Genomic DNA, 24,956 nt, shown 5'->3' with positions numbered 1-24,956 from the left:
CTTCTTTCAACCCCCAGCCAGTTTTACCTTCATCCCTTTGGCTTCCAGCAGGCTTTTTAATAAATCGCGCTTGTCGCCCTGGATTTCGATCACGCCCTCTTTCACCGACCCGCCACAACCGCATTTTTTCTTCAGTTCAGCGGCCAGCTGGTTCAGTGCTGCCTCATCCATATCGACGCCAGAAATCAGGCAAACACCTTTGCCTTTGCGTCCGCTGGTCTGGCGCTGAATGCGAACAATGCCGTCGCCTTTGGGCCGTTCCGCCTTTTGTTCGGGCTGAGTGATACGGCCAGCGTCGGTTGAATATACCAAGGGATTATCGCGACTCATTTTACGCTCTCCAAATCCTGCAACAGCGCCTTAAGCGTCGCTGCGGGGTCCGCTGACTGCGTAATGGGACGTCCTATTACCATATAATCGACGCCAGCAAGGCGGGCCTGCTGTGGCGTCATAACGCGGCGCTGATCGCCCGCGTCGCTTCCCTGAGGCCTAATGCCGGGAGTAACCAGCTTAAAATCATGACCGATCGCCTGTTTAAACCGCGCGGCTTCGTGCGCGGAGCAGACAACCCCATCAAGACCGCATTCGCGCGTGAGTTTTGCCAGGCGTTCAGCCTGCTCTGCGGGAGACAGCGTGATGCCCAAACCCAGTAAATCTTCAGCATCCATGCTGGTCAGGACGGTGACGGCAATCAGTAACGGCGCCTGCTCACCATAGGGAAGAAGCGCTTCACGGGCGGCATTCATCATGCGTGCTCCGCCGCTCGCATGAACGTTCACCATCCAGACGCCAAGATCGGCAGCAGCAGCGACCGCACGGGCGGTGGTATTAGGGATGTCGTGAAATTTCAGGTCGAGAAAGATCTCAAACCCACGCTGTTGCAGGGTTTTTACCAGCTGTGGGCCGAACAATGTGAACATTTCTTTGCCCACTTTCAGGCGGCAGCTGCCCGGCTCTATCTGATCGACAAAATGCAGTGCGCTGTTCATATCGTGGTAATCAAGCGCCACTAACACCGGTGAAGTCTGGGATAAGGCCATGCTATTTCCTCTGCGGTAGGCACCTGCTGGCGCGTTAGACAAACGGCACGCATTCTACCTGCCCGCTTTTCGCATCACAATCCCTGTTGCGCTGCCAGGCGATAAACGCACGGAGGTCAGGCAATTTCTGCAATTAACAATTATAGTATGTTGTAACTAAAAAGCATTGAAAACCGAAGACAATAACCAACAGGTTATTGTCCATCCAGTCCGCGAATCGGTTTGACTGATGACCAGGTCCGGCATGACGGACAGTGCCAGTAGAGCGCATGGGCCGTAAAGCCGCATTTCTGGCAGCGATAGCGTGGTTTCGTGCGGATTTGCTCGCCGACCAGATCGCGCAGCACCATCAGGCTCTCTTTAGCACGACCATCCTCCGCTTCATGCAGGTGAAACTCCATCAGACGATGGAATACGCGCATGTTGGGGTGACGCTGTAACTGGTTATTGATGTAGTTTTGCGCCGCTTCTGCGCCCTGCTCCTGCTCCAGAATCGCGGAAAGATACAGTTCCGCCGCGGCGCCGGTGTTCTCTTCCACACAGCGTTTAAGAAATGCGGCCCAGGCGTCGGGCTGATTAAGACGCTGAAAACAGGTTTCCAACATCGGCAGCGTTTCACTGACCAGCTCTTTATCCTGATCCAGAACACGCTGCAGATGCTCGATAGCTTTGGCGTGCTCCCCTTTCTCCATCAGGATGCGCCCCATCATAATCGAGACGCGTGCGCTCTGACGATCGGCTGATTCCCCCTTTTTCAACAGGGTCATCGCCCTGTCGAGATCGTCGCTGCTCATTGCCTGCAGCGCGAGTTCGCAATAAAAATGGGCAATCTCACCCTTCTGCTTGTCTTTGCCCAGTTTAACCAGCCGCTCAGCCACCTCGATAGCCTGAACCCAGTCGCTGGTTGCCTGATGAATAAGCAACAGCTGTTGCAGTGCACCGATCCTGAAATCTGTCTCATCCGTCAGCTGTTTGAACATGTCTTCGGCGCGGTCATAAAGACCTGCTGCCATATAGTCACGCCCCAGTTGCTGGATGGCCAGCAAGCGTTGTTCGTAGCTTAGCGACGCGCTTTCCATTAAAGACTGATGAATTCGAATGGCGCGGTCAACCTCACCGCGCGAACGGAACAGGTTGCCAAGGGTCAGGTGCGCTTCAACCGTGCCGCTGTCTTCCTTGAGCATGTCAAGAAACAGATCGACCGCTTTATCCTGCTGGTTGGAGAGTAAAAAGTTTACCCCTGCGACGTAGTCACGAGACAGGCGGTTTGATTCCTGTTGCTTATCCTGCTGCGCGCTTCGGCGGCCCATGTACCAACCATAGGCAGCGGCGACAGGAAGTAACAGAAACAGCAGCTCTAACATGGAGACTTATTCCTGCGCGGCCGGCGGTAGCGGTTTACCGACAGGCGCTGGCGTGCTCTGATCAATCTGAGTCTGCAGGCGCTTAACTTTACGTTGTGCATTGGCCAGAGAGACCCGAAGACGTAACCAGAAGAGTCCGCAGATAACCCATCCCAGCAAAAAACCGACGCCGAAAAGCGTTGCCAGTAACGTAGAGATACGGAATTCACCCTGCGCCAGCAGATAGTTAAAGGTGATAACCTGGTCGTTGTGCGCGCCAAGGGTCACGGAAATGATAAAAATGACCAAAACCACTAAAAAAATCAGCAAATATTTCACAGTGCATCCCGTTGTGAGGTTGTCGAATAGAATTATGCCAAAATTACGGCAAAAATACTGCTCCCGGCCGCATCAGACGAAGAGCTTTTGCTCAGTTTCAAGATAAAGATATGGTGCTGAACGGCGCAATTACAATCCTTGTTCCCGTTCGGCCACCTCCTGCTTCTCTTCCGGTGGCAGGCTGAGCGGCCCACAGAAGCGTTGAGCGAGCCAGGTTGCCACCACCACAAACACCCAGGAAATGAATGTTGCCACGGCCAGATCGCGCGGCCAGTGCATGCCCAGCAGCAGGCGACTGCCCATGACGCCTGTCGCCCAGAGTCCGACAAGCACAATCGTTTTGTAATGCCGGCGTGGCCAAAGTAAACCGATGACCAGTAAGGCCCAACTGGCGGCAAACATCGTGTGTCCGGACGGGAAGGCAAACCCTGTTTCAAAGGCCCAGTGCTTTTTCAACCAGCCCGGAATATGGGATTCATCCGCAATCAGCGCCGTGACGCACTGGCCACGTTGCTCACGATTCAGTTGGTAAAAGGTTTTGTCGTCCAGTCCGTGGGTTTTCTCCAGCCAGACGACATAGGGCCGGGGTTCCTGCACCTGCTCTTTAATAAAGGATTTTGTGTATTGACCGGCCAGAATGGTGGCATTCATGATCACCAGGAGCAGCAGCGCCGGTTTGAGCCTGAAACGCAGGCACCACAGCACCCACGCGCTTAAAATCAGGCTGGTCAGCATTCCCCACGGCCGTGTGACCGTTTCGGTCATCCAGAACAAGACCTTAAGAAAGGTATTACTTTCGCCAGGCTGCCATTGCCAACCGGACAACCATACTGCAACCGGCATAATAAGCAGCAGCAGCATTCCCGCCAGCGTCCGTTGAAAGATTTTAATCATCCCTTTTCCTTTTTCCCGGTGAAAACCTGTTGCGAAAGCATAACTTTAGCTTAAAAAAGAATAACATAACCTTTTAAGATTAGATAATCGTGCTTTATCACAACAATCGTTTACACAGATTAACAGCCTGCCTCGCGGTTGTGGCACAATATTCCACGTTTGTCGGGCCGCATCGGCCTGTGCACTATTATGATGATAGTGCATCCTTTGAGGGTTCTGGAGAGTCACATGCAGCTTAAACGGGTGGCAGAAGCCAAACTGCCCACGCCATGGGGAGATTTCCTGATGGTAGGTTTTGAAGAACTGGCAACCGGTCATGACCATGTTGCCCTGGTCTTTGGCGATATTAACGATAATCAACCAGTCCTGGCTCGTGTTCATTCCGAGTGTCTGACTGGCGATGCGCTGTTCAGCCTGCGTTGCGACTGCGGCTTTCAACTTGAAGCGGCCCTGAATGCCATTGCTGAAGAAGGCCGCGGTGTACTGCTCTATCACCGCCAGGAAGGTCGTAACATCGGCCTGCTGAACAAAATTCGTGCCTATGCGTTGCAGGATAAAGGCTACGACACCGTTGAAGCCAATCATCAGTTGGGCTTTGCCGCTGACGAACGTGACTTCACGCTGTGTGCCGATATGTTTAAGTTACTGGGCGTAAATGAAGTTCGGCTGCTCACTAACAATCCGCGGAAAGTGGAAATTCTGGGTGAAGCCGGGATCAATATTGTTGAGCGGGTGCCGTTGGTTGTTGGGCGCAATCCTGAGAATGCGCACTATCTTGATACCAAGGCAGAAAAAATGGGTCATCTTCTGCCGAAGTCCTGAATGAAACAGCCGGGTTTCCCCGGCTGATTTATCAGTTCAGCATGTTACGAATCACGTAGTGCAGAATACCGTCGTTTCGGTAATAGGTCAGTTCATTACCGGTATCAATACGGCAACGCGTATCCAGCTTCTCCTGACTGCCATCTGCGCGCGTTAGCGTGACAGAAACGGTGCATCCGGGTTTAAGCTGCGCCAGGTTTTCCACATCTATCGCCTCATCCCCTTTCAGACCTAACGTTTTACGCGTTACGCCCTGAGGGAACTCCAGCGGCAAAATCCCCATACCAATCAGGTTGGAACGGTGAATACGTTCGAAGGATTCCGCAATTACCACGCGGACGCCTTGCAAACGCGGCCCTTTCGCCGCCCAGTCACGGCTCGATCCTGAACCGTACTCTTTACCCGCAATCACCGCCAGGGGAATGCCGTCAGCCTGATATTTCATCGCCGCGTCATAAATGGCCAACTGCTCACCGCTGGGATAGTGTTTGGTGTAACCCCCTTCCACGCCAGGCACCATTTCATTTCGAATACGGATATTCGCAAAGGTCCCGCGCATCATCACTTCATGGTTGCCGCGCCGTGAACCGTAGGAGTTAAAATCATTCCGCTCCACGCCGTGGGACAGCAGATAGCGACCGGCCGGACTTTCCGCTTTGATGCTACCGGCAGGCGAGATGTGGTCAGTGGTGACCGAATCGCCAAGAATCGCCAGCAGGCGCGCGCCATGAATATCCTGAACCGGCTTAGGTTCTTTTTCCATGTCGTCAAAGAAGGGCGACAGGCGAATGTAGGTTGATCCTTCATCCCAGTCGTAGGTAGCCGCTTCACTTACCTTAATGGCCTGCCACTCTGGCGTGCCGTTAAATACCTCAGCGTACTCTTTATGATACATATCGCTGGTGACCTGCTGGACGGCGGTCGCAATCTCTTCAGGTGAAGGCCAGATGTCTTTCAGAAATACCGGCTTGCCCTGATGATCGTGACCGAGCGGGTCGGTTTGCAGGTTGATTTTCATATTACCTGCCAACGCATAGGCGACGACCAGCGGTGGCGATGCCAGCCAGTTGGTTTTAATCAGCGGATGAATACGGCCCTCGAAGTTGCGGTTACCGGACAGGACGGCCCCTACCGTTAAATCCCCTTCTTTGATGGCCGATTCAATCTCATCCGGCAGCGGACCCGAGTTACCGATACAGGTCGTACAGCCGTAGCCCACAAGGTTAAAACCCAGTTTATCGAGATGAGGTGTCAGCTGCGCGACCGCGAGATAGTCGGAGACCACTTTAGAACCCGGAGCCAGCGACGCTTTGACCCACGGCTGGCGTTTTAATCCCCGCTCAACCGCTTTTTTCGCCAGTAACCCTGCGGCCATCAGCACGCTGGGGTTAGAGGTGTTGGTACAGGAGGTAATCGCCGCAATCGCCACCGCGCCATCGGTCAGCGTGTGGCTCAGGCCGGTCTCGCTGTCGGTATAATCGACCTGCTTATGCGGTTTCTGTGCATGGTTCACTTCCAGCTCATTGCTGGCATCGAAAGCGGCGGGCACATCCCCCAGCGAGACGCGATCCTGCGGACGTTTCGGTCCGGCCAGGCTCGACTCGACATCATTCATATCGAGCGCAAGGCTACTGGTGAAAATCGGTTCATCGCCGGCGTTACGCCACAGGCCCTGTCGCTTAGCATAGTGTTCCACCAGTGCCACCTGCTCTGCATCGCGTCCGGTTAGCGTCATATAGCTGAGTGTAACTTCATCAACCGGGAAAAATCCGCAGGTTGCGCCATATTCCGGTGCCATATTAGCAATGGTGGCACGGTCGGCCAGCGGCAGATCAGCCAGGCCATCGCCATAGAACTCGACAAACTTCCCGACAACGCCGTGCTTACGCAGCATTTGCGTGACGGTAAGTACAAGGTCGGTTGCGGTGATGCCCGCACGCAGTTTCCCGGTTAGCTTGAAACCCACGACGTCGGGGATCAGCATAGAAACCGGCTGGCCAAGCATGGCGGCCTCTGCCTCAATCCCACCCACGCCCCAGCCGAGTACACCCAGGGCATTGATCATGGTGGTATGAGAATCGGTTCCGACTAACGTATCAGGCCAGGCGTAACGTTCACCGTTAATGTTCTGCTGCCAGATCGCTTTGCCCAGGTATTCCAGGTTCACCTGATGACAGATACCTGTGCCTGGCGGTACCACCCGAAACTGATCAAAAGCCTTTTGGCCCCAGCGCAGAAAAACGTAGCGTTCATGGTTGCGCTCCATTTCCAGCCGCACGTTTTCTTCAAATGCGTTATCGTCACCGAAATGGTCAACCGTGACAGAGTGGTCGATAACCAGATCGACCGGCGACAGAGGATTCACTTTGGCGACGTCGCCGCCAAGACGACCCACCGCCTCACGCATGGCGGCCAAATCCACCACGGCAGGCACGCCAGTGAAGTCCTGCATTAATACACGCGCAGGGCGATAGGCAATTTCCCGATCGCCATGGGCCGTTTTCTGCCAGTCGACCAGTGCCTGGATATCCTCTTCCGTGACTGAATCACCGTCCTGCCAGCGCAGCAGGTTTTCCAGCAGAACTTTCATGGATTTTGGCAAACGATCAATGTTGCCGAGATGTTGTGATGCGCGAGGTAGACTGAAGATGTGATAGTTTTGATTATCTACCTGCAGTGTTTCCTGACTCTGCTCGCGTAGGGTTGACGACATAGCTCCTCCTTAATAATCATGGTCTTTAAACCTCAGAGACAACAAGGTTTAGCTTAAAGATAGACCACTTTTCTGTTAACGTTTTGATTACAACACCAATTGCTACAATCTGACGCAAACAAAAATGCCCCGTAAAATTACGAGGCATTATTTATTAACAGGAAACGATATATTACAAGGCTGCCCAAAGTGCTGCCATCCACACGCTAAAAGAGAAAGCATAGGCACTGAACCAGGTCATTTTAATCATATTCATAAGATCACTCCTGCGCCGAATGGGCAATAGAAAGCCGCACTACCAACCGTTTTAACGGATGACATCTTTTATGCTACGTGTGAAAGGCTTTTTTAAGCAGCCGAATGACAGAAGATGTGTCGAAAAGAAAAGAACGATAATTAATTATTTTACTTTCGGGTCCAGAAACGACTCGATGAAATTGCGTTGATGTTCGTTGAGATCCCAGCTTTCCGGGATAGACACTTTTTCCGCCTTTGCAACCGGCTCTTTAGCTTTGTAGCCAGAGAGGCGATGCTGACGAGTGGTCATTGTGTGCTTATGGCAGAGTGCGTTTGCCCACATGGCTTAACCCCAGATGCGCCAAATCATTAACGCTACAACAACCCAAAACAGCGCTGAGGCAGCAAATACAGTTAACCAGGCGTTGCGACGAGTGTTACCGGAGCGCTTAACCTTGGTGCTTTTAGCCGGGAAACCCGGGTCTACAGTCAGTCTCGTAGTCATAGTTTTTGATAATCACTCTCAACAAAACGATTGATAACATCGATTAAGATTTAGGACGAATCCTAAACCCGTTAAGGCCAAAAATCCAGTAATTTTTATTGCACAAAACGATTAACGCAATTTATCAAAATGGTAAAAATTACTTAAGTGATGATTAATGACTTATTCCAAATAAACGTAAACGGCAGTGACAAAAATTTGAGTTAATTTAACTTTAGATCCAGTCATTACTAAACCCGCCTTTTAATCACCCCCTAATTAACGCTTCTCCATCAAGGCTTAACTGGAGTATGGGAATTATCCTGGCAGCCCGCAAAGATATCGCGTCAAAAATGTGTTGTGTTTCGCATTTAAGATACAGCAAACATTAAACATGTGATCGACGCAGCATTAACAAAAAAATAATAAAACTTATCAACCTAAGCATGGCGCTAACATTCAAACAAAAAAAAGGCTGCGCAAGGCAGCCTGAGACTAAGGGATTGGACATCTCTGTTACTTAAACGGCAGTTTGATATCTTTAAACATGGCTTCAATATCTTCGTTTGAGCGTAGTGCGACAGCCGTATCAACGACATCTCGCGTCAGATGAGGCGCAAAGCGCTGGATAAAGTCATACATGTAGCTACGCAGGAAGGTGCTGCGACGAAAGCCAATCTTGGTCGTGCTGTTGGTGAAAATTTCAGAGGCTTCGATTCTGACCAGGTCGGGATCGGCAACGGGATCGACGGCCATGCTGGCGATAACGCCAACCCCTAACCCCAGTCGGACATAGGTTTTAATAACGTCCGCATCCGTCGCGGTAAAAACGATACGCGGCGTTAATCCCGCCCGCATAAACGCGGTATCCAGCTCCGAGCGACCGGTGAAACCAAAGGTATAAGTGACCAGCGGAAAATCGGCCAGCTCCTCAATCGTTACCTGCGCTTTACCTGCCAGAGGATGATCGGGCGTGACAACGATGGCGCGGTTCCAGTGATAGCACGGCAGCATGATCAGGTCGTCGTACAGATGCAGCGCTTCCGTCGCAATGGCAAAATCCGCATTTCCCTTGGAGACCGCCTCGGCAATCTGCGTTGGGGAGCCCTGATGCATATGCAGTGAAACACGGGGATAGCGTTCGATAAATCCTTTGATCACGCCCGGGAGGGCATAGCGAGCCTGAGTATGGGTAGTCGCCACATACAGGGAGCCCTTATCTGGCCAGGTATGTTCACCGGCGACAGACTTGATTGCGTCGACTTTAGAGAGGACTTCGCGGGCAATACGAATGATTTCTTCACCGGCCGGCGTCACCTGGGTGAGATGTTTACCGCTGCGGGCAAAAATCTGCACGCCCAGTTCGTCTTCTAACATACGCACCTGTTTGCTTATGCCAGGCTGCGAGGTATAAAGACCTTCCGCTGTCGAAGAGACATTAAGATTGTGGTTCACGACTTCTACGATATAGCGCAACTGCTGTAATTTCATATCTTTTTTTATCCTGGTCGGTTACAGAGTCGCATCCCCGGATGACGTACTGTCGCCCCGGCCGGTGGAGGAGTGCTGAGCAGCAAGAAGGGTTCGGAAATGCTATAACCACTATAGCATTTTAAGAAACAATGTAGAACGGATTGATATAAGGCGAGAAAAAAGGCCAGCGTGTGCTGGCCTCTGAGGATTACTTTTTCGCTTCCTGCCACTTGCCGTCAATGTAAAACGCTGACCAGCCCGTCGCTTTACCCTCTTTTTCAGAGGCAACGTACTGTTGTTTCGTTTTACGGCTAAAGCGCACCAACGTTTTATTGCCTTCCGGATCGGTTGCTGGCGCTTCGGCCAGGTATTTCAACTTCTCAGGCAGGCGATCGTGGAAACGTTGCAGTTCCTCCACCAGCGGTGCACGGGTTTCACGTGACTTTGGAAAGGTGTTAGCGGCCAGGAACACACCCGCCGCACCGTCGCGCAGCACAAAGTAGGCATCTGACTTTTCACACGGCAGTTCTGGCAGCGGCACCGGATCTTCTTTCGGTGGTGCCACATCGCCATTACGCAAAATTTTACGTGTATTCTTGCAGTCATCGTTGGTACAGGCCATGTACTTACCGAAACGCCCCATCTTCAGGTGCATTTCAGACCCGCACTTTTCGCACTCAACCACCGGACCGTCGTAACCTTTGATTCGGAACTCGCCCTCTTCGATTTCATAGCCATCGCATTCAGGGTTGTTACCACACACGTGCAGTTTGCGTCCGTTATCAATCAGGTAGCTGTCCATTGCCGTGCCGCACTTCTGGCAACGACGACGTGCGCGTAACGCATTGGTTTCAGCATCATCCCCTTCCAGAATATTCAGCACTTCATTTTCTGGAATCAGGTTAATGGTTTGCTTACAGCGCTCTTTCGGCGGCAGTGCGTAACCTGAACATCCCAGGAAAACGCCGGTACTGGCCGTGCGAATGCCCATTTTACGGCCGCAGGTGGGGCAGTCAATGGTGGTTAACACCATCTGGTTTGGCTGCATGCCGCCTTCTTCAGGATCTTTCTCCGCCTGTTCCAGCTGCTGGCTGAAGTCTGAGAAGAAGCGATCAAGCACCGCTTTCCATTCCGCCTGATTGTTGGCAACCTGGTCGAGGCTGCTTTCCATATGCGCGGTGAAATCGTAATTCATCAGTTCGCGGAAATTTTCTTCCAGGCGATCGGTGACGATTTCACCCATTTTCTCGGCATAAAATCGGCGATTCTCAACCCTGACATAGCCCCGGTCCTGAATGGTGGAGATAATAGCGGCATAGGTCGAAGGCCGGCCAATTCCACGTTTTTCCAGTTCGCGCACCAGCGAGGCTTCGCTGAAGCGAGCCGGTGGCTTGGTAAAGTGCTGGCTTGGCAGCAATGCCTGCAGGCTCAGTTCGTCACCCACGTTCACCGGCGGCAAGGTGCGATCTTCATCGTTCTTGCGCAGGGCGGGCATGACCTTAGTCCAGCCGTCAAAACGCAGCGTGCGCCCTTTGGCCTTCAGTTTGTAATCCCCCGCTGTTACCGTCAGCGTGGTTGAATCATACTGAGCAGGTGTCATCTGGCAGGCAACAAACTGACGCCAGATGAGCTGATACAGCTTTTGTGCATCCGCTTCCATATCTTTGAGCTGCTCAGCCACCACATCCACGTCAGAAGGACGAATCGCTTCGTGCGCTTCCTGTGAATTCTCTTTGCTGGCAAAGGTATTGGCGTTGTCTGGCAGATACTTTTTACCGAAATTCCCTTCGATATAGCCGCGCACCATGGAAACCGCATCCTGACTCAGATTGGTCGAGTCGGTACGCATATAGGTGATATGACCCGCTTCATAAAGTCGCTGTGCCATCATCATGGTTTTTTTGACGCCAAAGCCCAGGCGGGTACTCGCGGCCTGCTGTAGCGTAGACGTAATAAATGGCGCACCGGGTTTACTGCTGGTTGGCTTATCTTCGCGATCGGTAACGGCAAAGCGGGCTTTTTCAAGCAGCGCCAGGGCGGCATGCGTCTGTTCGTGATTGACCGGACGGAAAGGCTTATCACCCGCGTGAGTCACGTCCATCGCCAGGTCATCGCCCTTCGGCGTCGTCAGGTTAGCGCTGAGTTCCCAATACTCTTCAGGAACAAACGCTTTGATCTCGCGCTCGCGCTCAACCACTAACCGCACGGCAACCGACTGTACGCGGCCCGCAGATAATCCCCGCGCGACTTTTTTCCACAACAGCGGCGAAACCATGTAGCCCACAACACGGTCCATAAAGCGGCGTGCCTGTTGCGCATTAACGCGGTCAATATTCAGTTCGCCCGGCGTATCAAACGCCTGACGGATCGCATTTTTGGTGATTTCGTTAAACACCACGCGGCTAAAGCGTTTGTCGTCGCCGCCGATGACTTCCCGCAGGTGCCAGGCAATGGCTTCCCCTTCGCGGTCAAGGTCGGTTGCGAGATAAATGTGGTCAGCGTTTTCAGCCAAGGCTTTGAGTTCAGCGACCACCTTCTCTTTATTTGGCAGGATTTGGTAGTCCGCTTCCCAGCCATGATAGGGATCAACGCCCATACGGCTGACCAGCGCGGCCTTCTCGTCCTTCTTTACTTTTTTGACTTTTTTATCTGTCGAGGTTTCAGCACTTTTTTTGGCGGTTGAACCACTGGTCGGCAGATCCCGGATATGGCCCACGCTGGATTTCACCACGTAGCCACTGCCCAGGTATTTATTGATTGTTTTGGCCTTTGCCGGGGACTCAACAATAACGAGTGCTTTACCCATATTTACCTTTACCTAATGAATACGTCCTGCTCTACGGGAGAGGATTGGATGCCCAAAAACCCACGGGGTTCAATATTGCTACGCCTGTTTTTTATTTCAGGACGAGGGGCTCAATCTCTGGTCAGTGATTACAGTCCAATGCAACTTTATGATAAAAATCGCTTTTTCTGCCTGACTTAATCGCACTTCCCGGTGCAATATCCCTGGAATCTGAAACGCCCACACTGTACCTGATAAAATCTGTTACGCAACTTAATTAGCATCTGTTGTGAGTAAAGCCCCTTTTTACCCCTGCAGCCGTTTGTCGAACGATGCGATACGCAAGTAATATAGAAAGAATTGTCAGACTGTCAAAAAGGAGCCGACACATGCACAACCCGACTCAGGGTATTTCGCCCCAGGCACTACTGGAGATTGCCAATGCTCTTCTCAGGCAACATGATGATTATTTAGCCGGTGTCGCGGTGGAGGCGGTCAGTCAGCAGGGTGATGTGCTGGTCTTCCGTGGCCCGTTTTTTTTGGATGAAGAAGGGTTGCCAACGGCAAAAACCACCGCGGTCTTCAATCTCTTTAAACACCTGGCGGTTGAGCTGTCTCCCCGCTACCACCTGCAATAACAACAAACCCGGCCGAAGCCGGGTTTGTACTCATAACATCGGTTTATCACCGCGTTGCCACCACTTTAGCAGCAGGCGTTCAAATACCTGTCCTGAACTGTGGGTCAGGCGATCGATTCTTGAACGGCGACGCACGTAGTTCACGCCCAGCACGGTAAATTTATCCATGTGCTGAATAATCAGATCGTCACTGGTTGAAATACGATCGATCAGGCCTAACGTCAGGGCCTGGCGTCCGTACCAGTGCTCACCGGTGGCGACACGGTCGATGTCCAGTGACGGGCGCATTTCGTGAACGAACTGCTTAAACAACAGATGTGTTTCATTCAGATCCTGCTGGAATTTCTCACGCCCTTCCTCCGTGTTTTCACCAAACAGTGTCAGGGTGCGTTTGTACTGGCCCGCCGTGTGCAGTTCAACATCGATATCGTTGCGCTTGAGCAGACGATTGAAGTTAGGAATTTGCGCGACAACGCCAATTGAACCTATAACCGCAAAGGGCGCCGCCACGATCTGGCTGGCAACACAGGCCATCATGTAACCGCCGCTGGCCGCGACCTTATCAACGGCAGCCGTAAGTGTTAATCCGGCGTCACGCAGGCGCTGCAACTGAGAGGCGGCGAGACCATAGCCGTGCACCATGCCACCCGGGCTTTCCAACCGCAGCAGGACTTCGTCACCGGGCTGGGCCACTGCCAGTACGGCAGAGACTTCTTCACGCAATGATTTCACTTCGCTGGCATCTATGCTGCCGTTAAAGTCGAGCACATAAAGCGTGGGCCTGGCGGTCTCCAGGCTGCCCTGCTTCACTGCGCGTTTCTCTGCTTTAGCCTTTTGTTTCTCGGCTTTCTTATTATTTTTTAACCACAGCTTTTGTGCCTGAGGTTTCATTTTCTCAAGCTGCAGATCCTCTTTCATTTTGCTGTAGTCATCACCGAGGTGGGTTAAACGGAGTTGCCCACCCTGGTGACGTTTGCGCTGTGCGGCGTTCACAACGATCATGACGATCGCTGCAATGGCAATCACCACCGTCACCGCTTTTGCTAAAAACAGTCCATAATTCAAAAGAAGTTCCATCGTGTCGCCTTATTAAACAGAGGATTACTGACAAAGGGTTAGTTTAACTGGTTTATTTTGGCTCGTCGCCTGAAATGCCAGCACCTGGCACAGAATGTACCTGTTGCTAATTGCGTCATGCCCTGAATTGAGGCATAAAGCGTGAAACCCTCACGTTGCGGGAGGCTCCCAACATGCATTACCAACCCAAAAATGATTTACTTGCGAATCGCCTGATTCTCGTGACCGGTGCCTCTGACGGCATTGGACGGGAAGCCGCGTTAACCTATGCCCGCTTTGGTGCGGAAGTCATCTTACTGGGGCGCAGCGCCGAAAAGCTGCAGCAGACAGAAGAGGCGATTAATCAGTTAAACAAATGTCCGGCACACTCGGTCGTATTTGATCTGTCTGAGGCCACGCCGGCGCATTGCCACCAGCTGGCCGGGCAACTGGCACAACGGTTTTCACACCTGGATGGCGTCTTACATAACGCCAGTATTCTGGGTGACATCACGCCGCTGGCCGAGCTTGATCCCCTGGTGTGGCAACAGGTGATGAAGATTAACGTTGATGCGACTTTCTTCCTCACCCAGGCCCTGCTGCCGCTGTTGTTAAAATCAGATAGCGGCTCGCTGGTCTTCACCACGTCTAGCGTAGGCCGCACCGGCCGGGCAGGCTGGGGAGCCTATGCGGTATCGAAATTTGCCACCGAAGGCATGATGCAGGTGCTGGCAGATGAGTATAAAAATCATGGGTTGCGGGTCAACTGTATCAATCCCGGCGGTACGCGGACTAAAATGCGTGCCAGTGCGTTTCCGCAGGAAGATGCCAGCAAACTTAAAACCCCCGCCGATATCATGCCGCTCTACCTGTATTTGATGGGCGACGACAGTCGTCGCAAAACCGGTATCAGCTTTGATGCCCAGCCTGGCAGAAAACCCGGAGCGGCCGAGTAATGACGGATGAACGCCACCAACAGCGACAGCAGCGTTTGAAAGAACACGTCGATGCCCGCATTGCCGCAGCCAGTGAAGTCAGGGGCATCCTGATGGTGTTTACCGGCAATGGCAAAGGTAAGACCACGGCGGCGTTTGGCACCGCGCTCCGCGCCTGCGGGCATGGTAAGCGTGCCGCAGCCATTCAGTTTATCAAAGGCGAGTGGCCAAACGGCGAGCGCAATCTGCTGGAACAGCATGGCGTGGAGTTTCAGGTGATGGCTACCGGCTTCACCTGGGAAACGCAGAATCGCCAGACCGATACCGATGCCTGCCTTGCCGTGTGGCAACATGCTCAGCGCATGCTGGCCGATCCCCGGCTGGACCTGGTGATACTTGATGAAATCACCTATATGGTCAGCATGGATTACCTTCCGCTTGAGGCGGTGGTAACGGCCCTGAAACAGCGACCGGTGCATCAGAGCGTGATCGTTACTGGCCGGGGCTGCCATCGCACGCTGCTGGATATGGCCGATACGGTAACGGAAATGCGCCCCGTCAGGCACGCTTTTGACGCCGGTATCCAGGCCCAACAGGGCATAGACTGGTAGCGTTAATTAACACAATGCCATAAAGGTCAGGCGTGAATCCGTCTGACCCGCCTCTTTTTTGTCTCAATCAAATTATCAATCTGTTATCACTTTGCTATAGCTGTCATCCCCATCCCTTGCTCAAACGCGAGATGACCCACCACGCGCCCTTCCCGGTGTCGCGTTAAGGTTGTCGGGGCAATTTGGGCAGGCTGCTCACGGCCTTACCCCATTCAACTGGCGATCAATGTCATTTTTTCGCTTAGGTTTTACGCGCCCTTTCCAGTTAATGATGCCTGAAATTAACCCTTTCCCGCGCCAGCATTCATTGATCACAGTCACATTGTGCCGGGCCAGCCGGGCCGGAAACCGATCGGGATCACCCTTTTATGTTAAAGAAATGATAAAAATAATTTAGCTTTAATATCATCTCTATGTGCATGGTTAATCAAAACAACAGGTTAACTATTAACACGCTAAGTAATTCCATAAATTATTAACTTGCTTACTCACAATTGAATAACTTTTTGCCAATAAGAGGGCTGTTATTTTGCTGACCATACTGGGTTTTACGATGGTTGTTTGTTTCATGTATTTAATCATGACCAAACGCATGTCAGCGCTGATAGCGCTAATTCTTATTCCGACACTGTTCGCCCTGATAGGGGGATTTTACCAGGGTCTGGGCGCCATGATGCTCGATGGTGTGAAAACGCTGGCTCCTACGGGCGTGATGCTCACCTTCTCTATCCTCTACTTCGGCCTGATGATCGATGCGGGTCTGTTTGACCCCTTGGTGCGGTTTATTTTGAAAATCGTACGTGGCGATCCGCTTAAGGTTCTCGTCGGAACGGCCGTGTTAACGTTGCTGGTCTCACTGGATGGTGACAGCTCAACAACTTACATGATCGCGATTGCCGCGTTTCTTCCTCTTTACCGCAAGCTGGGTATGAACGTGCTGGCAATGACCTGTCTGGTTAACCTTGCAAGCGGTATCATGAACCTTTCTCCCTGGGGCGGCCCGACGGCCCGTGCGGCGGCGGCATTGCGCATTGACGCGCTGGACATTTTTATTCCCATGCTGCCGGCCATTTTTATCGCCTGCGTGGCCCTTGTCGGCCTGGCGTTTCTGTTTGGCCTGCAGGAACGTAAGCGCCTGGGGGTCATGAGCATCAACGATCACCATCTGGATAATATTGAGCTGGGCCTGGGCGATGCGGAAGAGTGCGCGGCGAATCGTCGACCTAAAATGTTCTGGCCAAACTTTATTCTTACCACGGTGCTGCTGGTTTTGTTGGTTATTGGCGCGATGCCTATCCAGATTCTGTTTATGCTGGCCTTCGCGATTGCGGTAATGCTGAATTACCCTACGCTGGAAGAGCAAAAGGCGCGTATTGGTTCCCATGCCAGTAATGTGCTGGCCGTCACAGCCCTGATTTTTGCCGCAGGTATTTTTACCGGCATCCTTTCCGGAACCGGCATGGTGGATGCCATGGCGAAGAGCCTGTTGGCGTTTATCCCCCACAGCTTTGGCCCCTATCTCGCGGTATTCACCGCATTAATCAGCCTGCCTTTTACCTTTTTTATGTCCAACGATGCCTTCTACTTTGGCATCCTGCCGGTCATTGCCCAAACGGCGGCCAGCTATGGGATTTCTGCTGAGGAAATTGCCCGCGCTTCGATTGTGGGTCAGCCTTTCCACCTGCTCAGCCCGCTGGTTCCATCGGTTTATCTCTTGGTCGGTCTGGCGAAAGTCGATATTGGTGACCACCAGCGTTTTGCCATTAAGTGGGGCATTTTAATCAGTCTGGTGCTAATGGCCGGGGGATTAATTACCGGCGCGTTTCCACTGTTCCACCGCTAAACCGGCTCAGATCACCTCTCCCTGACAGCAAAAAGCCGCAACGATCACGTTGCGGCTTTTTTATTAATCCGGCGCTTCAGCTCAGCCTGATATCAGGTCGCGTTGCGTTTGCTGCCCGGATTACGACGCGCAGGTCTGCCACTGGTCTGGCTGTGGCGTTTAACGGCACGACGGATCTGGTTGGCTTTGGTGCGGCGGCGATCTTTTTCGACAGCCAGCTTGGTGACGGTCTCATCGTCCATTCCCACCATATTGCGCAGATAGTTAACAGCAGGGAGATCAAGCTCCATCCAGCCACCGCGTGGTACGCCTTTTGGCAACGTGATATCGCCATAGCGAACACGCATCAGTCGACTCACCTGAACGCCCACCGCTTCCCACAAACGACGAACCTCCCGGTTACGTCCTTCGGTCAGGGTTACGTTATACCACTGGTTAATCCCTTCCCCCCCGGCAAAGCGCAGTGTTTTAAATGCCGCGGGGCCATCTTCAAGCTGCACACCTTTACTGAGCTGACGAATTTTGTCGTCATCAACCTGACCAAACACGCGCACCGCATATTCACGTTCAACTTCACGGCTGGGGTGCATCAGGCGGTTAGCCAGTTCACCATCGGTTGTGAACAGCATCAATCCACAGGTATTGACGTCAAGGCGGCCCACGGCGATCCAGCGCGAACCGCGCAGGCGCGGCAGTCGGTCAAAGACTGTAGGGCGCCCTTCCGGATCGCTGCGGGTACAAAGCTCACCTTCAGGTTTGTAATAGGCCAGAACACGGCAGACTTCTGTTGCTGATTCAGCAATCGACACCAGATGACCGTCAATACGGATCTTCAGGGCCTTGCTGTTTTCGATACGATCGCCGAGAGTGGCCAGCTTGCCGTCAACGCTCACGCGCCCGGCAGCAATCATCGCTTCAATTTCACGACGCGAGCCATGACCGGCACGCGCTAAGACTTTTTGTAACTTTTCGCTCATGGAGCTACCTCATTGTCGCCTTCCCAGGCGTCGGATGGATTAGGAATTTAACCTTAAAAATCAATGGCTTATATTTTCCTGTTGGCCCCATTATACAGGATGTCCCTCTTAATGTAACCCGTATTATGGCATTGCCCTGATGCGCGCCGCAGGTAAGTAAAAATCAGCATGAAAACAGATGAAACCCACCGCTCGTCTGTTACGCATCAACGCGGCTGAAGGCAAGGAAAGCGAAGCCTGCTCTTTATTGTAATAATGAAAACGTCGTCTTTGAAGCCGGGCTCGCGCCACGCCTTGTCTGCATAATTATCAGAAAGGCGCCTCCTCAGATCCTCAGCATACTGTCGTCTGGATTCACGGCTGTCCGCGCTCTTTTCTGTAACAGGTTCCCGGCAGAGATTTATTTGTCCTCAACGCAAAATGTAACGCCTTGTTACTTAATTTTATCTAATGTTTCTCAGATGAGCGACTATAAAACTTTACGCGTCATCTGTTTTTAAAAATGGCTATAAAACAGATTTGTATTTAATGATTTCTGTACTATAGATTTACCGTCAAACAATTTAAGCGGTTCGCTCACGGCTTCTGCGGTGACAACAAAAGTTCCATGAGGAAGGTTATTTAGCGCACCCCATTTAATTTGAGTTAAATAAAAATCGGGCAAAATTTCACTTAACTCAAATAAACGCGTGGCCATTTAGCCTGTACAGGAATGCGCGAAACCCAACCCTTTCACGCTGGACAGCTGCGTTTTTTACCTTGTAAAACAACAATAATCGCATGACAAAGCTATACAAAGATAAAAAAATTGTACAATTTTAATTATTGTCCGATAATACCCTTGTGCTGGCCTGATTGGGTTGGCCTGCTGCACATGCAGTCGTTCTGTCAATAAAGCAAAAGTTAATTAAAAAAATTGGGCTAATACGAATTTTAGCCGATAACCCTTATACGACCTTTCTGGCCGTCTAATTCTAAGAACCTTACAGGCTTCGGTATCTTTATCGCGGCAGTATGGAAAGACAGCTAACTGGTTGTTATTGAATATTTATAAACCGGCGCATCAGGAATATTGCGTTAATACGGCTCACGATGAGCTTTAATTTGCATGTCTTAAATCTTCACCAGGGATTTTACTGACATGCTCACCTGAAGACATCATTATGCAAAAACAGTTTTTATGCCCGGCGCTTATGACGCTGGCGCTAAGCGGTTGTTCTGTGGGTCACACTGAGTACAGCCGTACGGCAATGCAACACGTGGATATGAGTGTGACAGGCATCCCTACCATTCTCGGTTTAGGGACGCTGGGCACCAGCATTCCTCTGACGCCTGACTACAGCCTGACTGCCGCGCACGTGGCTAAATTTGCCGTGCAGCGCGTGAAGTCCTACCACCCTTATTGCGACCTTGCGATTATTTATCACAAGAATCCCCCTAATACGCTAACCCAGTTCCGCAGCACCGATATTGGTGATGCGGTGAAAATGTACGGATACAGCTATATCTCCGCCATGCCGGTGGAGTCGAAAGGGGTAAACCTGGCGCGCACAGCCATTCGTAATACCTGGAATAAAAGCCCTTGTATCGCGATGGCGTCTAACGCCGGTGTGGTTCAGGGCATGTCCGGCGGCGGTGTTTACAACAGTGATGATACGCTGGGCGGGGTTATCGTAGGTTATTCAGATGCCATTAAAAATGGCCGCAGCGGAAAAGTGATTTTAAAAGACGTGTCACTGTATATCCCTTACGGCCAGTTTAAAAACTGGTTACAGGCGACCCTTCCGGCCACCCGTAAAACCTGAGTGTATTACAGAAAAGGCGTAACATCCCCCACACCTTCACGGACGACTTCAGGTGCATCGCTGGTCAGATCGATGACGGTGGTGGGCTGCTGTCCTAGCGTGCCACCGTCAATAATTAAATCGACCAGTTTGCCAATGCTGTGTTGAATATATTCCGGATCGGATTCAGTAAAGTCATTACCCGGCAGAATTAACGAGGTGGACATCATTGGCTCGTTTAGCGCCTCAAGCAGCGCAAGCGCGACCGGATTTGAAGGTACGCGTAATCCAATCGTTTTACGCTTATCATTCATCAGACGACGCGGCACTTCTTTGGTCGCCTTGAGAATAAAGGTGTAATTACCTGGCGTGTTATTTTTAAGCAGCCGGAAGGCGCTATTACCGACCAGAGAATAGACAGACAGCTCAGATAAATCACGGCACATCAGGGTGAAGTTGTGATGGCCGTCCAGCTGACGGATGCGGCAAATTCGCTCCATCGCCCCTTTCTCTTCCAGCCGACACCCCAGGGCATAACCCGAATCCGTCGGGTAGACAATAACGCCACCTTTATTCAGGTACTCTACCGCCTGATTAATCAGGCGCGGTTGCGGATTATCTGGATGAATATGAAACAGTTGACTCATAGAAACCTCTTATCCCCTTTCCGTACATTCGACTACGGGTGCCAGCGCGGGAAAACGTTCCCAAACCGGTTCAACCCCCGCGGGCAGCCACAATTTGCGGCCAAGTTCGATCCACGGGCAGGGTTGATGAAAATCAGAACCTTGCGATGCTGCCAGGCCGTTATCTCGGGCATATTGCGCTAACGTCGTACGCTCATCAGGTGCCTGCTGGCACTGCGCCACTTCGATAGCATCCCCCCCCGCGGCGCTAAAAAACGCGACCAGGCGCTTTAGCCATTTTGCCGATAATCCATACCGTCCCGGATGTGCCAGCACGGCACATCCACCAGAATGGTGAATAGCATCAATAGCTTGATTAATTGTACACCATAGGGGCGGGACGTAGCCGGTTTTGCCTCGTGCCAAGTAATTTTTAAACACCTGGGCCATATTGTTGGCCTTTCCCACCTCGACCAGGTAGCGGGCAAAATGGCCACGCGTAATCATTCCGCCATCAGCCAAACGCATAGCCCCTGCCAGCGCATCCGGGATCTGGGCCTTTTCAAGCCGTTCAGCAATGCGATGTGCGCGTTCCAGCCGCGTCGCAGACTGACCGGCAAGGAACTGAGTCATGACCGGATGCTGAATATCAATATTGAGGCCGACGATATGAATCTCATGGTTTTCCCACAGCGTGGAAATTTCAACACCGGCTAAAACGCTAAGGGGCAGTTGCTGATCCCGTACGGCCTGCTGCGCCTCGGTCACGCCCGCAACGGTGTCGTGATCGGTAATGGCCAGCACCCCGACGCGCAGGCCGACCGCGCGCTCAACCAGCGCCTGCGGCGACAGTAATCCGTCTGAAGCCCGTGTGTGACTATGAAGATCGTAAAGCGGAAAACGGGCGATATCGCTCAAAACAACTCCTGCTGGCTACTGCTCGGGTCAGCATAATAACGATTTTATCGGTCACTTAAAAAGTGTATTGACATTTTTGTCACGAACCAGTTAACTAGTACACAAGTTCACCGCAAACGGGTATTTGATCATGAAAACTGTTATTACGCTTTTGATGGGTTGGTGGCGCAATGTTTCCCAGTACGGGCGACGTTGTCGTGCACACCTAGCGTAAACACTGTGCAGATACCTGAGCCCGCCACCGAGCGGGCTTTTTTTTGGACGATATTCAGAGAAATCATCATGCTCAATGCAAAACCTACAGTGAAGTTAATTACCGGCAGCGCGCCCTATCGGGAAGATCCTGCCGCGGTGTTTCACCAGTTATGCGGTGCGCGTCCGGCCACCCTGTTACTCGAATCGGCGGACATTGACAGCAAAGAAAACTTACAAAGCCTGATGATTGTCGACAGCGCCCTGCGCATTAGCGCGTTGGGCAATCGCGTCACCTTTCAGGCGCTGTCTGACAATGGTCGGGCACTGCTGCCGCTGCTGGATGACGCGTTACCCTCTGACATTCTGAATGAACCGCGTCCTGACGGCCGTGTTCTGACCTTTCCTGCGCCTCAGGATCAGCAGGATGAAGATTCCCGCTTGCGCGCCCTGTCGGTATTTGATGCCCTGCGTCTGATCCCGCAGTTGGTGAATTCACCCAGTGAAGAGCGTGAAGCCGTGTTTGTTGGCGGGCTGTTCGCCTATGACCTGGTCGCAGGCTTCGAAGATTTACCCGAGCTCAGCAGCGAGCAACGTTGCCCCGACTACTGCTTCTATCTGGCGGAAACGCTACTGGTGCTGGATCACCAGGCGCGCAGCGCACGCCTGCAGGCCAGTCTGTTCAGCGCTTCCACCTCTGAATTTCAGCGTCTGCAGCGCCGTATTGAGCAACTGCATGGGCAGATGTTACAGCCTGCGCCGGTATTGCCGGTTCAGCCTGTCGAAACCATGACGCTGACCACCAGCCAGAGTGATGATGAGTATTGTGAGGTGGTGCGCAAAATGCAGGAAGCCATTCGCGTTGGCGAAATCTTCCAGGTTGTGCCCTCACGCCGCTTTTCGCTGCCCTGCCCATCTGCGCTGGCGGCTTACGACACGCTGAAACGCAGTAATCCAAGTCCTTATATGTTCTTTATGCAGGACCAGGACTTTTCACTGTTTGGTGCCTCGCCTGAAAGTTCACTGAAGTACGATGCCGCTTCACGTCAGATTGAAATTTACCCCATAGCCGGTACGCGTCCACGTGGTCGTCACGCCGACGGCTCCCTGGATCGCGATCTCGACAGCCGTATTGAGCTGGAAATGCGCACGGACCACAAAGAGCTGGCAGAGCACCTGATGCTGGTCGATCTGGCGCGCAATGACTTAGCCCGTATCTGTCGCCCCGGCAGCCGCTATGTTGCCGATCTGACCAAAGTGGACCGCTACTCTTTTGTTATGCATCTGGTCTCACGCGTCGTCGGCACGCTGCGCGATGATCTTGATGTGCTGCATGCCTATCGCGCCTGCATGAACATGGGCACCCTTAGTGGTGCGCCAAAAGTCAGAGCGATGCAGTTGATTGCCGAAGCTGAGGGCACCCGTCGCGGCATCTATGGCGGCGCAGTGGGCTATTTCACCGCTAACGGTGATTTAGACACCTGCATCGTGATCCGCTCAGCCTATGTGGAAGACGGCGTGGCAACGGTGCAGGCCGGGGCCGGTGTGGTACTGGATTCAAACCCGCAGGCCGAAGCGGACGAAAGCCGTAATAAAGCCCGCGCGGTGTTGCGCGCAATTGCCACTGCTCATCACTGCAAGGAGATTTTCTGATGGCTGACATCCTGCTGCTGGACAACATCGACTCTTTTACCTACAACCTCGTCGATCAGCTGCGCACCTTCGGGCATAACGTGGTGGTTTATCGCAATACGATGCCGGCGTCGCTGTTGCTCGACAGACTGCACAGCATGAATAATCCGGTGCTGATGCTCTCTCCCGGACCCGGCGCACCGAAAGATGCGGGCTGTATGCCAGCGTTGCTGCGCGAGGTTCGCGGAAAGCTACCGGTTATTGGTATCTGCCTTGGGCATCAGGCAATTGTTGAAACCTACGGCGGCCACGTCGGCCAGGCGGGCGAAATTCTGCATGGTAAAGCCTCTGCCATCAGTCATGACGGTGAAGCGATGTTTGCCGGGCTCAGCAATCCTCTTCCCGTTGCCCGTTATCACTCACTGGTTGGCAGTAATACACCCGATGAGTTGACGGTGAATGCCAGCTACAACGGTATGGTGATGGCGGTCCGTCACGAGAAAGATCGCGTTTGCGGGTTCCAGTTTCATCCGGAATCCATTTTAACCACGCAGGGCGCACGTCTGCTTGAACAGACGCTGGCCTGGGCGCTGGCGAAGTAACAGGGAGCAAGGTATGAACACGATTCTGGAAAAACTTTACCAGTCGCACATCCTGACGCAAGACGAGAGTCATCAGTTGTTTAGCGCCATCATCACCGGTCAGCTTGAACCTACTCAGCTGGCCGCCGCGCTGATTGCTATGAAGGTACGTGGCGAAAACCCCGAGGAAATTGCCGGAGCGGCCTGTGCTTTACTGGAAGATGCTAAACCCTTTCCTCGCCCGGATTATGCCTTTGCCGATATTGTCGGCACCGGTGGCGATGGCAGTAACAGCATTAACATTTCCACCGCCAGCGCGTTTGTCGCAGCAACCTGCGGCCTGAAGGTGGCGAAACACGGAAATCGCAGCGTATCCAGCAAATCAGGTTCTTCCGATCTGCTGGCGGCGTTCGGCATCGATCTTGATATGCCTGCGGCGCGGGCACGCAAAGCGCTGGACGATCTTAATGTCTGCTTCCTGTTTGCCCCCCAGTACCATACGGGCTTTCGTCATGCCATGCCGGTGCGCCAACAGCTGAAAACCCGCACGCTGTTTAACGTGCTGGGGCCGCTGATTAATCCTGCACGTCCACCGCTGGCCGTGATTGGGGTTTACAGCCCCGAGCTGGTGTTGCCCATCGCGCAGACGCTAAAAGTTCTGGGTTACCAGCGCGCGGCAGTGGTACACGGGGGCGGCATGGATGAGGTGGCCCTTCACGATGTCACCCATGTAGCGGAGCTGCGTGAAGGTGAGATTACCCGCTATCAGCTGGCGCCAGAGGATTTCGGCTTTGGCTTCCATCCTAAAGAGGCGCTGGCCGGCGGCACGCCCGAAGAAAACCGTGACATTCTGACACGTTTACTCCAGGGTAATGGCGAGCAGGCCCACGAGGAGGCGGTTGCCGTCAACGTGGCGATGCTGCTCAAAGTGTTTGGTAATGAAGATCTCCGTGAAAATGCACAGCGTGCGCTCAATGCCATCCGTAGCGGTCAGGCTTATGAGCGCGTGGTGGCTCTGGCAGCAAGAGGATAA

22 protein-coding genes, 1 pseudogene and 1 other annotated feature are annotated in these 24,956 nt (G+C 52.6%); of the genes and pseudogenes, 8 read left to right on the top strand and 15 right to left on the bottom strand.

The genetic code is table 11. The features are described 5' to 3' along the window. Positions 1 to 6: 6 nt before the first annotated feature. The 5 genes from yciH to pgpB all read right to left on the bottom strand — a co-directional run bounded on the left by yciH (position 7) and on the right by pgpB (position 3,616). Positions 7 to 330 carry a stress response translation initiation inhibitor YciH gene (gene yciH, locus AAIE03_RS07305; RefSeq protein WP_014593803.1) on the bottom strand — a complete coding sequence of 108 codons (324 nt, stop codon included), beginning with the start codon at positions 328 to 330 and terminating at the stop codon, positions 7 to 9. Beyond that, on the bottom strand, positions 327 to 1,040 hold the full coding sequence (gene pyrF / locus AAIE03_RS07300) for an orotidine-5'-phosphate decarboxylase (protein ID WP_014593804.1): 714 nt from the start codon (positions 1,038 to 1,040) through the stop codon (positions 327 to 329). The genes yciH and pyrF overlap by 4 nt, the downstream gene beginning before the upstream one ends. A gap of 194 nt (positions 1,041 to 1,234) precedes the next feature. Next, the gene (gene lapB, locus AAIE03_RS07295; protein WP_013025926.1) at positions 1,235 to 2,404 is read right to left on the bottom strand and encodes a lipopolysaccharide assembly protein LapB; all 1,170 of its coding nucleotides are present in this window, start codon (positions 2,402 to 2,404) and stop codon (positions 1,235 to 1,237) included. Between the two features lie 6 nt (positions 2,405 to 2,410). Continuing rightward, positions 2,411 to 2,722, bottom strand: a complete 312-nt coding sequence (locus tag AAIE03_RS07290) for a LapA family protein (RefSeq protein ID WP_014593805.1) — start codon at positions 2,720 to 2,722, stop codon at positions 2,411 to 2,413. 129 nt (positions 2,723 to 2,851) lie between these two features. Further along, complete coding sequence (gene pgpB, locus AAIE03_RS07285; protein ID WP_498562905.1) at positions 2,852 to 3,616, bottom strand: phosphatidylglycerophosphatase B; 765 nt, start codon at positions 3,614 to 3,616, stop codon at positions 2,852 to 2,854. Between the two features lie 228 nt (positions 3,617 to 3,844). On the opposite strand from pgpB, the gene ribA reads away from it, so the two are divergent. Further along, the gene (ribA, locus tag AAIE03_RS07280; RefSeq protein WP_015700216.1) at positions 3,845 to 4,438 is read left to right on the top strand and encodes a GTP cyclohydrolase II; all 594 of its coding nucleotides are present in this window, start codon (positions 3,845 to 3,847) and stop codon (positions 4,436 to 4,438) included. Between the two features lie 31 nt (positions 4,439 to 4,469). Here ribA and acnA read toward each other — a convergent pair whose 3' ends face one another. The 5 genes from acnA to topA all read right to left on the bottom strand — a co-directional run bounded on the left by acnA (position 4,470) and on the right by topA (position 12,151). After that, the gene (gene acnA, locus AAIE03_RS07275; protein WP_105082145.1) at positions 4,470 to 7,151 is read right to left on the bottom strand and encodes an aconitate hydratase AcnA; all 2,682 of its coding nucleotides are present in this window, start codon (positions 7,149 to 7,151) and stop codon (positions 4,470 to 4,472) included. Positions 7,152 to 7,551: 400 nt separating this feature from the next. Further along, the gene (locus AAIE03_RS07270; RefSeq protein ID WP_227022862.1) at positions 7,552 to 7,698 is read right to left on the bottom strand and encodes a YciX family protein; all 147 of its coding nucleotides are present in this window, start codon (positions 7,696 to 7,698) and stop codon (positions 7,552 to 7,554) included. A gap of 36 nt (positions 7,699 to 7,734) precedes the next feature. After that, positions 7,735 to 7,893: a YmiA family putative membrane protein gene (locus tag AAIE03_RS07265; protein WP_013025931.1), complete on the bottom strand. Its 159-nt coding sequence runs from the start codon at positions 7,891 to 7,893 to the stop codon at positions 7,735 to 7,737. 495 nt (positions 7,894 to 8,388) lie between these two features. Next, complete coding sequence (cysB, locus tag AAIE03_RS07260; RefSeq protein ID WP_014593807.1) at positions 8,389 to 9,363, bottom strand: HTH-type transcriptional regulator CysB; 975 nt, start codon at positions 9,361 to 9,363, stop codon at positions 8,389 to 8,391. Between the two features lie 190 nt (positions 9,364 to 9,553). Then, on the bottom strand, positions 9,554 to 12,151 hold the full coding sequence (topA, locus tag AAIE03_RS07255) for a type I DNA topoisomerase (RefSeq protein WP_013025933.1): 2,598 nt from the start codon (positions 12,149 to 12,151) through the stop codon (positions 9,554 to 9,556). A 368-nt stretch (positions 12,152 to 12,519) separates the two neighbouring features. On the opposite strand from topA, the gene AAIE03_RS07250 reads away from it, so the two are divergent. Further along, complete coding sequence (locus AAIE03_RS07250; RefSeq protein ID WP_210523658.1) at positions 12,520 to 12,768, top strand: YciN family protein; 249 nt, start codon at positions 12,520 to 12,522, stop codon at positions 12,766 to 12,768. 30 nt (positions 12,769 to 12,798) lie between these two features. On the opposite strand, the gene sohB is transcribed toward AAIE03_RS07250, so the two are convergent. Then, positions 12,799 to 13,845: a protease SohB gene (gene sohB / locus AAIE03_RS07245; protein ID WP_013025935.1), complete on the bottom strand. Its 1,047-nt coding sequence runs from the start codon at positions 13,843 to 13,845 to the stop codon at positions 12,799 to 12,801. A gap of 173 nt (positions 13,846 to 14,018) precedes the next feature. On the opposite strand from sohB, the gene AAIE03_RS07240 reads away from it, so the two are divergent. From AAIE03_RS07240 to AAIE03_RS07230, 3 genes are all read left to right on the top strand, one after another. Continuing rightward, complete coding sequence (locus AAIE03_RS07240) at positions 14,019 to 14,780, top strand: YciK family oxidoreductase (protein WP_022623214.1); 762 nt, start codon at positions 14,019 to 14,021, stop codon at positions 14,778 to 14,780. Beyond that, positions 14,780 to 15,370, top strand: a complete 591-nt coding sequence (cobO, locus tag AAIE03_RS07235; protein WP_013025937.1) for a cob(I)yrinic acid a,c-diamide adenosyltransferase — start codon at positions 14,780 to 14,782, stop codon at positions 15,368 to 15,370. The genes AAIE03_RS07240 and cobO overlap by 1 nt, the downstream gene beginning before the upstream one ends. Positions 15,371 to 15,899: 529 nt before the next feature. Next, positions 15,900 to 17,213: a CitMHS family transporter gene (locus tag AAIE03_RS07230; RefSeq protein ID WP_013025938.1), complete on the top strand. Its 1,314-nt coding sequence runs from the start codon at positions 15,900 to 15,902 to the stop codon at positions 17,211 to 17,213. Positions 17,214 to 17,305: 92 nt separating this feature from the next. Here AAIE03_RS07230 and rluB read toward each other — a convergent pair whose 3' ends face one another. Both rluB and AAIE03_RS07220 read right to left on the bottom strand, forming a co-directional pair. Then, on the bottom strand, positions 17,306 to 18,190 hold the full coding sequence (rluB, locus tag AAIE03_RS07225; RefSeq protein ID WP_014593812.1) for a 23S rRNA pseudouridine(2605) synthase RluB: 885 nt from the start codon (positions 18,188 to 18,190) through the stop codon (positions 17,306 to 17,308). 496 nt (positions 18,191 to 18,686) lie between these two features. Beyond that, positions 18,687 to 18,887: a hypothetical protein gene (locus AAIE03_RS07220; RefSeq protein ID WP_028715218.1), complete on the bottom strand. Its 201-nt coding sequence runs from the start codon at positions 18,885 to 18,887 to the stop codon at positions 18,687 to 18,689. Positions 18,888 to 19,353: 466 nt separating this feature from the next. Between AAIE03_RS07220 and AAIE03_RS07215 the strand changes: the two genes are divergently transcribed. Then, positions 19,354 to 19,995 (top strand): hypothetical protein, encoded by a 642-nt coding sequence (locus tag AAIE03_RS07215; protein WP_013025940.1) that lies wholly within the window; start codon positions 19,354 to 19,356, stop codon positions 19,993 to 19,995. 5 nt (positions 19,996 to 20,000) lie between these two features. Here AAIE03_RS07215 and AAIE03_RS07210 read toward each other — a convergent pair whose 3' ends face one another. Both AAIE03_RS07210 and rnm read right to left on the bottom strand, forming a co-directional pair. Further along, the gene (locus AAIE03_RS07210) at positions 20,001 to 20,621 is read right to left on the bottom strand and encodes an L-threonylcarbamoyladenylate synthase (protein ID WP_498562904.1); all 621 of its coding nucleotides are present in this window, start codon (positions 20,619 to 20,621) and stop codon (positions 20,001 to 20,003) included. A 9-nt stretch (positions 20,622 to 20,630) separates the two neighbouring features. After that, the gene (gene rnm, locus AAIE03_RS07205) at positions 20,631 to 21,518 is read right to left on the bottom strand and encodes an RNase RNM (RefSeq protein WP_019105132.1); all 888 of its coding nucleotides are present in this window, start codon (positions 21,516 to 21,518) and stop codon (positions 20,631 to 20,633) included. 154 nt (positions 21,519 to 21,672) lie between these two features. Beyond that, positions 21,673 to 21,777 (top strand) — a sequence feature (Trp leader region). Positions 21,778 to 21,800: 23 nt separating this feature from the next. On the opposite strand from rnm, the gene AAIE03_RS07200 reads away from it, so the two are divergent. After that, positions 21,801 to 23,363, top strand: a complete 1,563-nt coding sequence (locus AAIE03_RS07200; RefSeq protein WP_022623217.1) for an anthranilate synthase component 1 — start codon at positions 21,801 to 21,803, stop codon at positions 23,361 to 23,363. Then, positions 23,363 to 24,956 (top strand): annotated as a pseudogene (trpD, locus tag AAIE03_RS07195) (bifunctional anthranilate synthase glutamate amidotransferase component TrpG/anthranilate phosphoribosyltransferase TrpD). The gene AAIE03_RS07200 and the pseudogene trpD overlap by 1 nt, the downstream one beginning before the upstream one ends.

This window comes from Pantoea sp. Ae19-2 (assembly GCF_059801205.1).
Note: the sequence above shows the minus strand (reverse complement) of the source record. Positions and strands in the feature narration are given on the sequence as shown.